Genomic DNA, 12,438 nt, shown 5'->3' on the forward strand with positions numbered 1-12,438 from the left:
TATTTTTACCCGAAGGTCTGGACGACGAAAATCACGTTGAATCCGCTCATGAAATTCGTGCCGACGCGCATCGCCTTTTATCCGGCGGTCGCGCAAGGCGACACCGGCCGATTGTCACCTCGGACACAATCACCCGTTCGCAGATCACGCCGTCATTAGGAACTATTGACCGGAAGCGGATATCTGCTTCCCTGCGGAAAGCGGCGATCTCCAGACGGGCGGGTGGGACATGGCCTCGAATTTCATCGCGAAGGGCGCTGACGGTTACGAGGCTTTCATGGGCCGATGGAGCAAGCGCCTCGCTCCCGTCTTTCTGGATTTTGCCGGGATCAGGGATGGAGAGCGGGTGCTGGACGTCGGCTGCGGCACCGGCAGCCTGACGTTTTCGATCACGGAACGCTCGGACGTCGCCTCGATCGAGGCGATCGATTTTGAAGAGCCGTTCGTCGAGGCGCTGCGGCAGCAGAACAAGGACCCGCGCATCACCGCGCGACAAGGCGACGCCTGCGCGTTGACGTTTGAGGACAGGCAATTCGACCGCGCGCTGTCGCTGCTCGTCCTGCATTTCGTTTCCGACCCTGCGAAAGCGATTTCGGAAATGCGGCGCGTGGTTCGCCCGGGAGGCGTCGTTGCGGCAACGGTCTGGGACACATTCGGCGGCATGCCGAGCCAGCGAATGTTCTGGGACACATTTTGCGCCATCGAATCGGCCGCCGTTGAACGAAGGTCGCTCGGATTAGTGCGACCGATGACCCGTCCGGGAGAACTGGCAAAGGCATTCGCCGCCGCCGGCCTTGAACAGGTTACCGAGGCCTTCCTGACTATCCGGATGGATTTCAGCAATTTCGACGACTACTGGCAGCCGCTCATCAATGGACAGGGCACGCTTGCGGTGTTCCTGTCGACGCTTCCAGCGACGACCACTGACAGGCTCCAGGCGAGCGTTCGCGATGCGTATCTATGCGGTGGATCGGACGGCGCACGAAGTTTCCCGACGACGGCGGTTGCGGTAAAAGCAACGGTTCCGCAGGGTTGACGGCGCCATCTGTCGGATCGTCCACCTTGCGTACTAATTCCCGTTCAACAGCGACGTCCCGAACGCGCGCTTCCACACCGACAGGAAACGCGGAAACCAGGAATGCGCGACCGCGCTCTGGTAGGCCCAGGTCTGATATTTCTGGCCATTTTCCGACAGCAGTTCCTGATAGCCGCCGTGGGTCTCGGTCGCGGTACCGATGTCGCGCAAGATGTCGCGCGCGTAGGCACGGTAGGTATCGGTGGCCCCGCATTCGTCATAGTCCAACATGCGGTCGGCGAATTCGACGTTGAATGTCGGCCAGGACGATCGGCCCTGGTAGGCCGGCGCCGCGATCTTGTGAATGAGTTTGTTGAGCGGATTATCCACGGATACCAGGAAGTGGGACGTGTCCGGAATTCGAAACCGCGGCTCTGCGAGAACCAGATTTGTCGTGGCCGCGAACAGCGCCCGTTCGTTCGCGTCGTTCAGATCCCAAAATCCCAGATGCACGTTGACGAAATCGAGCGCGATGGAAAACACCGGCGGCTCCTGACGGGAGTCCAGCGAATGGCTGATGTAGCCATGCTTGCCGAACAGCCGCAGCAGTTCAGTCTTGTAGTGCGGAAGCTCGCGGCCGAGCCGCCGATCCAGTTCGCTCCGCTCGATCACGCCGAGCTTGATGCCGCGCAGAAATGTCGCGTAGACGCTGGCATTGGTGACGAAACGCCGGCGTTCGGCGCGGGTATCGGTTGCGGCAGATCGCGGGGCCGTCGCGTCGCACAGCAAAGCCGAGAGGCCGTTGTCCTCGAACGGCTGCAACGATCCGGCGAGGTCAAGGATCGCTCGTTTCAGATCTTCGCGATACTCGGCCAGCAACAGCCGGCCGGCATGTGCGCCCTGTGACATCGCCACATAGGAAGACGGCCGTTGCTCCGCGGTCAGCAATTGCTCGAGACCCGCAAGGATGCCGAGCAGCGTATCCGAAGGCCGCGAGAAATAGTTGATGCCGATGTAGCGGTTGCGTCCCGCAGGAACGAGCGTCGTCGTGACGACATCGGCGCGAACCGCCTCCAGCATCAGCCGAACGCTTTTCTCGAGCAGACGAACCCGGCGCACCGCATCCGCGGAATCCAGGACGGTTTCAGGGTCGAGCACATCGGGATAGAACCAGGCGAAGTCGCGCGGATAATAGGCGGATGCGTGCGGCGCCCCGGTGACGAGAAAGGCTTCGGTCTCCGAGAACGCAGCGTTCATCGAGTGCCGGTACAACTGGTCGATCGCCGCCGAGAGATGATATTTTCGGAGGAACCGATCGCCGAGAAAATTCACGGCCTGAATGCCGTTGGCGACAAAGCTGGCAATCAGCCCCTGGTAAAATCGGTATCCGCGACGGGATGCAAACGTAATCTGGCTATTCATGCGCTGGGATGACGATGTCCTGTGGTGCCGCGTGTTACCGCGTTGGTACTGCAAACACCATTGATTCGTCTCTCGGCCAGAGCGCGACGAATGTCATCGAACTGTCATACTGCGCGATGCGGACCAAGCCAGGTCGAACATGACAGCTTTGATTGATCGACGATCACGGGGAGCCGCGCGACTATTCCGGCTGGATCTCGCCCGTGGCTCTCTTAGGAAGGTCTCCGAGCAGGTTCGATAGCTTGACCGCGAGCTTTCGAAGCCGGGCATTCTGCTCAAGCAACTGCAGCAAATCATTGGCTTCCGCTTGTTGCGATTCAAGTATCTCGGCCTCTTCAAGCAGAGGCGACAAGGCTGAAAGAAAGTCGTCGCGCTGATCCTGCCTGTCGTGCGGCGGATGTCCGATGCTCATGGCAAATCCCCGATCTGGACGCGCGGCAGCGGCCCGTTCAACTGCTAACGTCGATTGAGTCGAGGGCAAATTTGCGTCGGAAAAAGGGACACGCGTCGGCGAGTTAGAGATCTTCCGCGCTACTGTCCGGCCGCGTCCCGCGGCCTGAAATTCTCGATCAACCGCAGCAGCACCCGCGCGCCGGCATCGGCGTCTGATGTTTCGACGTGCTCGTCGGGATGATGGCTGATGCCGCCGCGGCAGCGGACGAACAGCATCGCGACATCGGCAACGTCGATGATCGCCATGCCGTCATGCCCTGCCCCGCTCGGCAGTTCGAACACGGAAAAACCCTCGGCAGCGACGGCTTCCGCGACCTGCGCCTTCAGCCAGGGCGCGCAGGGCACGGTGCGGTTTTCGTGGGTGACGTCGACCTGCAGCGCAAGCGCGCGGGTTTTGGCGATGCTCTCGACCCGGCGAACGATATCCGCGACCGCACGGCGGCGGTGCGAATCCGTCGGCGCGCGGATGTCCATCGTGAACGACACCTTGCCGGGAATGACATTGGTCGCACCGGGCATCGCATTGATGTAACCGACGGTGCCGACCAGGCCATCCGGATCGGTGCGGCACAGTTCCTCGATCGCGACGATGCATTCGGCAGCCCCCGTCAGCGCGTCGTGGCGCAGCGCCATCGGCACCGTGCCGGCGTGGCCGGCCATGCCGGTAAGATTCGCTGCCAACCGCGTCGCGCCTGCGATCGCGGTGACGACACCGACCGGAAGCTGCTGCTTTTCCAGCACCGGCCCCTGTTCGATGTGCAACTCGACATAGCCAAGCAATTCGCCGCGCGCGCGCGCCGCCGTGTCAATGTGGTCGGGGTCGAGCCCGAACGCGATCATCGCCTCGCGCATGGTGATGCCGGCGCGGTCCTTGCCGGCGAGCACGCTCTCGACGAACGTCCCCGCCACCGCGCGGCTGCCGAGCAGCGTCGACGCAAAGCGCACGCCCTCCTCGTCGGCGAAACCAACGATCTCGATCGCGAATGGCAGCCGCTTGCCTCTTCTGTGCAGGTCGCCGATGCAGGCGATCGCGGTGATGACGCCGAGCGGCCCGTCCCATTTGCCGGCGTCACGCACCGTATCATAGTGCGAGCCCAGCATCAGACACGGCAGACCGGGACGTTCGCCCTCGTAGCGGCCGCAGACATTGCCGATGGCGTCGAGCCGCGCGTTCATGCCGGCCTCACGCATCCAGGACAGGATCAGGTCGGCGGCGATGCGGTGCTCGGGAGACAGGAAAACCCGCGCCAGGTGCTCCGGCGTCTCCGAGATCGTCCCGAGTTGGTTGATCCGGCCGACGATTTCATCGCCGAGCGAGGATTGTCTCAATGCACCGCTCGCCGCCTCTGTCTTGCTCATGCTTTTCCGGGGCGCGCTTGCCGCGCCTGCCTCATCGATACAAGTTCAATGCCAGCGAATGCGACTCCGCATCGCCCACCGACCTTGTCACTGGTAGCAGCCCCAATCAGGCTGACCAGCCGACAAATACAGGAATTCGGCCGCAAGCAGGCCTCTTGGAGCCCCTTCCGGGAGTCAAGAACTGCTCAACCGCCTTGCATACAATTAGAAAATGGCGCCTAAAAACTGAGCTGAAAGGCTCCTGCCCAAAGTTTGAACGGCTGTCACTTATCTAGATTAGCATAATAATTTCAATGTACTGCCAAACAATGCCCACCAGATGTGCTCTGGCACGAAGATTGCGACACACCCTCTGAGCTTCGCCGTGTCGGCGCGGCTGCGAAATAGGGGGCGGTTTTTCCGCCAGAGGGAGCAGGCAAATGGATTTTGGCAGGATTTCTCGACGGCATCTGTTGCAGGGCAGCGCCGCGATGGCGCTCGGCGGCACGCTTGGCGCGGGCCGGGCTTTTGCGGCCGACACCACCATCGGCTTCATCTATGTCGGGTCGCGCGACGACTACGGCTACAACCAGGCCCACGCGGCGGGTGCGGCCGCCCTGAAGAAGTTGCCCGGCCTGAAAGTGGTCGAGGAAGAAAAGGTGCCCGAGACCGACGCGGTCGAGAAGACCATGGAGTCGATGATCAATCTCGACGGCGCTTCGCTGCTGTTCCCGACCTCGTTCGGTTACTACAACCCGCACATGATCAAGATGGCGAGCAAGTTTCCAAAGCTTCGCTTCGAACATTGCGGCGGCCTGTGGGCCGACAAGGATCCCAAGAATGCCGGCAGCTATTTCGGTTATATCGACGAGGCCCAGTATATTTCCGGGATCGTTGCCGGCTACTCCTCCAAGACCGGAAAGCTCGGTTTCGTCGCGGCGAAACCGATCCCGCAGGTGCTGCGCAACATCAACGCGTTCACGCTCGGCGCGAAACTCGCCAACCCGAAGGCCACCTGCCAGGTGATCTTCACCGGCGACTGGTCGATGCCGGTCAAGGAAGCCGAAGCCACCAACAGCCTGATCGACCAGGGCGTCGACGTCCTGACCTGTCACGTCGACGGTCCCAAGACCATGGTCGAGAACGCGGCGCGCCGCGGCGCGATGGTCTGCGGCTATCACGTCAACCAGTCGCCGCTGGCGCCGAAGGCCTACCTCACCGGTGCCGAGTGGAACTGGGAAGCGCTGTATCCGAAATTCGTCAAGATGATCGCCGCCGGCGAAGCGATTCCGAACTTCTACCGCGGCGGCCTCAAGGAAGAGATCGTCAAGTGTTCGCCCTACGGCGAAGCGGTCTCGGCCGAAGCGCGCAAGCACGCCGACGACATCAAGGCGAAGCTGACCGAAGGCAATTACACCATCTTCAAGGGACCGATCATGGACAACAAGGGCAAGACCGTGATCGCGGCCGGCACCGATCGCGGCCAGAAGGATCCCGAACTCGAGAAGATGGATTATCTGGTCGAGGGCGTGATCGGAGCCACTTCGTGACCACTGATGCGGCGGATCCGGCGGGGGCGGTCGGCATTGCGCCGGCCGCCGATGCCGGATTCCTGCAGCGCTACGGCGCCAGCATCGAATACATCCTGATCCCGGGCGCGGCGCTGGTCGGCGCGCTCGCGGTGTTCGGCGTGTTCGTGGCGCTGTTCGGCAAGAGTCCGCTCGATCTGTATTTCTACATGTACCAGGGCGCGTTCGGCACCTGGTTCTCCTGGCAGAACACGCTGACGCGCGCGGCGCCCTTGATCCTCACCGCGCTGTGCACGGCGCTGCCGGCGCAGCTTGGCATGGTCATCATCGGCGGCGAAGGCGCGCTCTTGATCGGCGCGCTGTCGGCCACCTCGATCGCGCTGGCGATGCCGTGGGCGCCGCCCTTTGTGGTGCAGTTTGCCATGGTCTGCGCCGGCGTCGCCGGCGGCGGGCTCTGGATCATGTTGGCGGGCGGCTTAAGGCAATATCGCGGCGTCAACGAAACCATTTCGAGTCTGCTGCTGGTCTATATCGGGCTTGCGATCCTCAACCATCTGGTCGAGGGCCCGATGCGCGATCCGGCCAGCCTCAACAAGCCGTCGACCCGCGAGATCGGCGCCGCCAACATGATCGGCAGCATTCCCGGCACCGACATCCATTGGGGACTGGTGTTCGGCGTGATTGCTGCGATCGCGTCCTATATCCTGATCTATCACACCGTGTTCGGCTTCGCCGCGCGGGTCGCCGGCGGCAACATCCGCGCGGCGAGGATCGTCGGCCTCGGCGTCAGCAAGCTGATCCTGACGATCTGCTTCCTCGCCGGCGGCGCCGCCGGCCTCGCCGGCATGATCGAGGTCGCGGCCGTGCAGGGCCGCACCAACGCCAATCTCGCCGCAGGCTACGGCTTTACCGGCATCCTGGTCGCCTTCCTGGCACGGCAAAATCCGCTCGCGATCATTCCGGTGGCAATCCTGCTCGGCGGCATCAGCGCCAGCGGCGGGCTGTTGCAGCGCCGGCTCGGCCTGCCCGACGCCTCGGTGCTGGTGCTGCAGGGCATCATCTTCGTGTTCGTGCTGGCCAGCGACGCGCTGTACGGCCGCATCGGCTTCCTGAAAGGAAAATCCTGACATGGCGGACGGAACGATCGGACTCTGGACCGTCCCGCTCGCGGTGTTCGGCGGCGCCATCCGCGTCTCGACGCCGTTCCTGTTCGTCAGCCTGGGCGAATGCATTACCGAGCGTTCGGGCCGCATCAATCTCGGCCTCGAAGGCACGCTGGTGATGGGCGCGATGAGCGCCTACGGCATCTCCTATCTCTCGGGCTCGCCCTGGCTCGGCGTCCTCGCCGCCGGCATCACCGGCGCGCTGCTGGGCGCGCTGCATGCCGGCATCTGCTCGCTGCCGCGCGTCAACGACGTCGCGGTCGGCATCGCGCTGATGCTGTTCGGCACGGGTTTAGCTTTCTATCTCGGCAAACCCTTGATCGAACCGACGGCGGCGCGGCTGCCGGCGATCGATTTCGGCTGGTGGAGCGACATCGCACAGGTGCGCGCCGCGCTGCGGATCAACGTGCTGTTTTTGATCGGGGTCGCGATCGCGCCGATTCTTTACTGGGCGTTCCGGACCACGCGCTGGGGGCTATTGATCCGCACCGCCGGCGAAAGCTCGGATGCCGCGCGCGCGATGGGTTATTCGGTGCTGTGGATCCGCCTTCGCGCCACCATGGTCGGCGGTTTCCTCGCCGGGATCGGCGGCTCGTTCCTGTCGCTGTTCTATCCCGGAAGCTGGAACGAAGGCCTCTCCAGCGGCCAGGGCATCACCGCCGTGGCGCTAGTGATCTTCGCACGCTGGGACCCGATGCTGTGCCTGTGGGCCTCGCTGGCGTTCGGCGGCGCCGCGGCGCTGGGCCCGGCGCTGCAATCGGTCGGCGTCACCTCCGGCTATCATTTGTTCAACGCCGCGCCCTACATCCTGACGCTGGCGATCATGATCATCACCTGTTCGCCGAAGCGCACGCTGACCGGCGCACCGGCGGAGTTGTCCATCACCCGATAGGCGAGAACGTGACATGCCCGAGCGTTACCTGAAATCCGAACCCTATGCGTGGCCCTATAACGGCGACCTGCGCCCGCAAAATACCGCGCTCATCATCATCGACATGCAGACCGACTTCTGCGGCGTCGGCGGCTATGTCGACAAGATGGGCTACGACCTGTCGCTGACCCGCGCGCCGATCGAGCCGATCAAGAAGCTGCTGGCGACCATGCGCGCGCAGGGTTTTCACATCATCCACACCCGCGAAGGCCACCGCCCCGACCTCACCGACCTGCCCGCCAACAAGCAGTGGCGCTCGCGCCAGATCGGCGCCGGGATCGGCGATCCCGGTCCCTGCGGCCGGGTGCTGGTGCGCGGCGAGCCCGGCTGGGAGATCATTCCCGATCTGGCGCCACTGCCGGGCGAACCTGTTATCGACAAGCCGGGCAAAGGCTCGTTCTGCGCCACCGACCTCGAACTGATGCTGCGGCTGCGCGGCATCGAAAACATCGTGCTGACCGGCATCACCACCGACGTCTGCGTCCATACCACCATGCGCGAAGCCAACGACCGCGGCTTCGAATGCGTGCTGATCGAGGATTGCTGTGCCGCGACCGACAAGAGCAATCACGAGCACGCGCTGAAAATGATCAAGATGCAGGGCGGCGTGTTCGGCGCGGTCGCGACCTCGGCCGCGATGATCGGGGCGCTGTCATGATCATCGGCGAAACGCCGCTTCCATCAGGCGCGCTCGGCGTCGACGCCATCGCCATGACCATGCAGTTCGGCGACTTCAAGGCGCTGGACAATGTCGAACTGAAGGTGCGCCCCGGCTCGTTCCATGCGCTGCTCGGCGAGAACGGCGCCGGCAAAAGCACGCTGGTGAAATGCATCATGGGTTATTACCGCGCCACCCAGGGCGACGTGCTGGTCGGCGGCCGCGAGCAGGCGATCGCCAATCCGAAGGAAGCCCACGCGCTCGGGCTCGGCATGGTCTACCAGCACTTTACGCTGGTGCCGGCGATGACGGTCGCGGAAAACCTGGTGCTGGCACGCGACGACGTGCCCGCGGTGGTCGACTGGGCCAAAGAGAAGAAGGAGCTCGAGGCATTCCTGGCGCGGATGCCGTTCAAGGTGCCGCTCAACGCAAAAGTCTCGGATATCTCGGCCGGCGAGCGGCAGAAATGCGAGATCCTCAAGCAGCTCTACCTGAAGCGGCGCTTTCTCATTCTCGACGAGCCGACCTCGGTGCTGACGCCCGGCGAAGCCGACGAGGTGCTGGGCATGCTGCGCGCCATGGTGGTGGCCGGCGACCTCACCATTCTGATGATCACCCACAAGTTCCGCGAGGTGATGGCGTTTGCCGACGAGGTGACGATCCTGCGCCGCGGCAAGCTCGCCGGTGCCGGCAAAGTCTCGGAGCTGACGCCCGACGACATGGCGCGCACCATGATCGGCGCCGAGCAGTTGACCGTGCAACCGCCCCGCGTCGGCGAGGTAGGCGAAACCAGGCTGGAGCTTTCCAAACTCACCGCGCTCGACGATGCCGGCGCGATCGCGGTCCATGACGTGTCGCTGTCGGTGCGCGGCGGCGAAATCGTGGGGATCGCCGGCGTCTCCGGCAACGGCCAACGGCAACTGGTCGAGGTGCTGGCCGGCCAGCGCGAGGCCGAGAGCGGCGAAGTCCGCGTCCGCGGCGATCTCTATTCGGCAAGCCGCGAGGAAATGCGCCGGCACAAGATGTCGTTGCTGCCCGAGGAGCCGCTGAAGAATGCCTGCGTCGGCGGCATGAGCGTGGCCGACAACATCGCCTTCCGAGAATTCGACCGCGCGCCCTTTGCCAGCGGCGGCTGGTGGCTGAACAAGTCGGCGTTCCGCAACAGCGCGATCCGCAAGATCGGGCTCTACAAGATCAAAACCCGCACGCCGGATACGCCGATCTCGGCGCTGTCGGGCGGCAACGTGCAGCGCGCCGTGCTGGCGCGCGAACTCGGCGGCGAGGTCGAGGTGCTGATCGCCGCCAATCCCTGCTTCGGGCTGGATTTCGCCGCCGTAGCCCAAATCCACGCCGAGATCATGGCGGCCCGCAACCGCGGCGCCGCGGTGCTGTTGGTCAGCGAGGACCTCGACGAACTGCTGGAACTGTCCGACCGGCTGGTCGTGATGTTCCACGGCCAATTCGTCCACGAAGCCCGCGCCAGCGAGGCCGACCTGACCGAAATCGGGCGGCATATGGCGGGGCATTGATGATACGGTACTGACGACAGTAACGGTGTAACGGTCATGCACTAATGGTCGATATATCCACGCTAAGCCCGGCGGAGCGCGACGCACATTTTCTGCGCCGGTCGTTCGACGTCGCCCGCCGCGCCATGACGCACGGCAACCATCCCTTTGGCGCGCTGCTGGTCGATGCGGATGGCAACGCGCTGATCGAGGCCGAGAACGGCTACATGCCCTCGCATGACGGCACCGCGCATGCCGAGCGCCTGCTGGCGACGCAAGCCTGCACCACGATCCCGGCGGACATCCTCCGCCACGCCACGCTCTACTCGTCGGCCGAGCCCTGCGCGATGTGCGCGGGTGCGATGTACTGGGCGGGGATCGGCCGGCTGGTCTACGGCCTCAGCGAGCACCGGCTGCGCGACATCACCGGCAACCACCCGGAAAACCCGACGCTCAATTTGCCGTGCCGCGACGTCTTCGGCAGCGGCCAGCGCTCAATCGAGGTGGTCGGGCCACTGCTGGAAGACGAGGCTGCCGCCCTGCATGATGGGGTGTGGGGCAAGTAGGATTTTTGCCTTTGTAGGATGGGTGGAGCGAAGCGATACCCATCGCGGTCACCACAGACAGTGATTGATGGGTATCGCTTCGCTCCACCCATCCTACGATTTCAGGCCGCCAAAAAGAAAAATGGCGCCGCGGGGAACATCGCGGCGCCATCGCTTTTCACCTGTGGAGATGATCAGGTGGTCAGAACTTCACGGTCACGCCGCCGTAGACGGTCGATTCGGTGCAGGAGTTGGTGCTCTGGCCGGTTGCTGCGATGGTGCAGACGCCGGGCATCGCGTTGTGATCGAGGCCGAACTTGTTCTGCCAGTAGCGGTAGGCAACCCAGAGGTCGACGAAGTGGGAGTACTGCGGACCGATGAAGGCCTTGGAGGCGTCGAAGGTCAGACGGATCGGCTCAGAGTTGAGTTCGGTCTTGGAGGCGGTGCTGAAACGTCCCGGACCGGAAAGAGCCGGAAGGCTGTTCGAGTCGCCCTTGGGTCCATACCAGCCGGCGCGGCCGCTGATCGAGAAGTACTGCATGTTCTCGGGCAGGAAGCCGAGGTCCATGTAGTAGTTGATTTCAACCGCCCAGGTAGCGTTGTACTTCACGTTGCCGTCGGCGTTACAGTTCAAGCCCGGAATGTTGCCCGCAAAGTTCGAGCCGCACTGGGTGAAGGCGTTGTGATTCGAGAATTCCCAGTAAGCCAACGGCGCTATGTTGATGTAGCCCTTGTAGGGCAGGTCGAAGGCAAACTGCAGACCGGCGACCATGTCGCGCTTGGCCGGAGCCAGGTAGTTGTTTTCGGTGTTGCCGTCCATGCCGACTTCCAGCGAAACGTTATGCAGGGGGCCCATCGAGAAGGCCTTGGTATTGAAGATTTCGTTGAAGCCGAAGGTCGAGCGGAACAGACCGTAGATTTCGGTCGCACCGGCGCACTGGACGTTGGGCCCGGTCGCGAAGTTGTCGAGGACACCCGCGTTGATACACGGCGAGGCCGGATCGTTATGGCCCGACTTGAACATCGAGATGGTGAAGAAGTTGGTGCCGTAGGCCCAGGCATCGAAGTGGGTGAACGAATAGACCTGCTTGGCGGTGGTGCCGTTGATCGAACCGTTCGGGTTCACCGAGTACATGCCGGGATCGGTGCCCTTGGGCATCCAGGAGAACGACACGCGGTCGTCGATCACCAGGAAGAACGGGACCGGAGCGACCTTCTTGAGGGCCTTGACCGGCAGGTCGGCCGCCGCGGCGTAGCCGGCCGGTACGAGTGTGGCGAGTGACAGCGCCGCTGCTGCCAATGTTCTGCGAAGACTAGACATCCTTTAATACCCCCAAGTTGACGACCGAATGATCGAGGCCCTTGGAAGCGACCCTTGCGCCGATCGCATGAAGTGAGAAGCCTCAAGATTCCCCATGGCTTGCTGCAAGTTTCATCAAGAAGAAGTGAGGCCGGCGCGGTTTGTGCGGCGAGAGGCCGATTGGTTGCCGCGGCAAGACAATCTCCGGTAGAATCGGATTTTCGCATTTTTGCCGGGAACAATCGGGCTTTCTGCGACGATCGGGCGCAGGGAGCAGCGCACCAAACGCACGAACGGGGCATTCCCGGCGACGCGTACACAGCCGCGTCAAAACTGCTCAACTTCGCAGCAGCGCTGCTTAGGCGATTTCGATTTGTCTAGACCGTCACAAATTTACAACAACCCGTCTGGCGTTTTTGCGGGTCACCCGCACCACGCGACGCTTCGGTGCCGGCTCAACGACGTCCATCGGATCGAGGAGCAGCGAATCCGGCCGGGAATCACGCCGCGTCTCATCTGCCAAAGAGTTGAGCAAGGGTTGGCGCTTTTTCCCTACTTACGCATGCGGCCAAACTA

11 protein-coding genes are annotated in these 12,438 nt (G+C 63.2%); 7 read left to right on the forward strand and 4 right to left on the reverse strand.

Going from position 1 to position 12,438, the window contains the following annotated elements; genetic code table 11:
• Positions 1 to 229 precede the first annotated feature (229 nt).
• Positions 230 to 1,036, forward strand: coding sequence for a class I SAM-dependent methyltransferase (locus FFI89_RS24595; protein WP_138830172.1), 807 nt, complete (start codon positions 230 to 232; stop codon positions 1,034 to 1,036).
• Positions 1,037 to 1,069: 33 nt separating this feature from the next.
• On the opposite strand, the gene FFI89_RS24600 is transcribed toward FFI89_RS24595, so the two are convergent.
• The 3 genes from FFI89_RS24600 to FFI89_RS24610 all read right to left on the reverse strand — a co-directional run bounded on the left by FFI89_RS24600 (position 1,070) and on the right by FFI89_RS24610 (position 4,249).
• Positions 1,070 to 2,437 (reverse strand): hypothetical protein, encoded by a 1,368-nt coding sequence (locus FFI89_RS24600; protein ID WP_138830173.1) that lies wholly within the window; start codon positions 2,435 to 2,437, stop codon positions 1,070 to 1,072.
• A 181-nt stretch (positions 2,438 to 2,618) separates the two neighbouring features.
• Positions 2,619 to 2,849, reverse strand: coding sequence for a hypothetical protein (locus FFI89_RS24605; RefSeq protein WP_138830174.1), 231 nt, complete (start codon positions 2,847 to 2,849; stop codon positions 2,619 to 2,621).
• Between the two features lie 119 nt (positions 2,850 to 2,968).
• The gene (locus tag FFI89_RS24610) at positions 2,969 to 4,249 is read right to left on the reverse strand and encodes an allantoate amidohydrolase (RefSeq protein ID WP_138830175.1); all 1,281 of its coding nucleotides are present in this window, start codon (positions 4,247 to 4,249) and stop codon (positions 2,969 to 2,971) included.
• Positions 4,250 to 4,668: 419 nt separating this feature from the next.
• Between FFI89_RS24610 and FFI89_RS24615 the strand changes: the two genes are divergently transcribed.
• From FFI89_RS24615 to FFI89_RS24640, 6 genes are read left to right on the forward strand one after another with little or no spacing between them, the layout of a single operon-like run.
• On the forward strand, positions 4,669 to 5,778 hold the full coding sequence (locus tag FFI89_RS24615; RefSeq protein ID WP_138830176.1) for a BMP family ABC transporter substrate-binding protein: 1,110 nt from the start codon (positions 4,669 to 4,671) through the stop codon (positions 5,776 to 5,778).
• Positions 5,775 to 6,884, forward strand: a complete 1,110-nt coding sequence (locus FFI89_RS24620) for an ABC transporter permease (RefSeq protein ID WP_138830177.1) — start codon at positions 5,775 to 5,777, stop codon at positions 6,882 to 6,884. The genes FFI89_RS24615 and FFI89_RS24620 overlap by 4 nt, the downstream gene beginning before the upstream one ends.
• 1 nt (position 6,885) lies before the next feature.
• Positions 6,886 to 7,812, forward strand: a complete 927-nt coding sequence (locus tag FFI89_RS24625; RefSeq protein ID WP_138830178.1) for an ABC transporter permease — start codon at positions 6,886 to 6,888, stop codon at positions 7,810 to 7,812.
• Between the two features lie 13 nt (positions 7,813 to 7,825).
• A complete protein-coding gene (locus FFI89_RS24630) occupies positions 7,826 to 8,509 on the forward strand; it encodes a cysteine hydrolase family protein (RefSeq protein ID WP_092515793.1) in 684 nt (227 codons plus the stop codon).
• The gene (locus FFI89_RS24635; RefSeq protein ID WP_138830179.1) at positions 8,506 to 10,038 is read left to right on the forward strand and encodes an ABC transporter ATP-binding protein; all 1,533 of its coding nucleotides are present in this window, start codon (positions 8,506 to 8,508) and stop codon (positions 10,036 to 10,038) included. The genes FFI89_RS24630 and FFI89_RS24635 overlap by 4 nt, the downstream gene beginning before the upstream one ends.
• A gap of 44 nt (positions 10,039 to 10,082) precedes the next feature.
• Positions 10,083 to 10,583 carry a nucleoside deaminase gene (locus tag FFI89_RS24640; RefSeq protein ID WP_138830180.1) on the forward strand — a complete coding sequence of 167 codons (501 nt, stop codon included), beginning with the start codon at positions 10,083 to 10,085 and terminating at the stop codon, positions 10,581 to 10,583.
• Between the two features lie 181 nt (positions 10,584 to 10,764).
• Here the strand turns inward: FFI89_RS24640 and FFI89_RS24645 are convergent, their stop codons facing one another.
• Complete coding sequence (locus FFI89_RS24645; RefSeq protein ID WP_138830181.1) at positions 10,765 to 11,883, reverse strand: hypothetical protein; 1,119 nt, start codon at positions 11,881 to 11,883, stop codon at positions 10,765 to 10,767.
• Positions 11,884 to 12,438: the final 555 nt, after the last annotated feature.

Source organism: Bradyrhizobium sp. KBS0727 (assembly GCF_005937885.2).
In the GTDB taxonomy this organism is placed as follows: domain Bacteria; phylum Pseudomonadota; class Alphaproteobacteria; order Rhizobiales; family Xanthobacteraceae; genus Bradyrhizobium.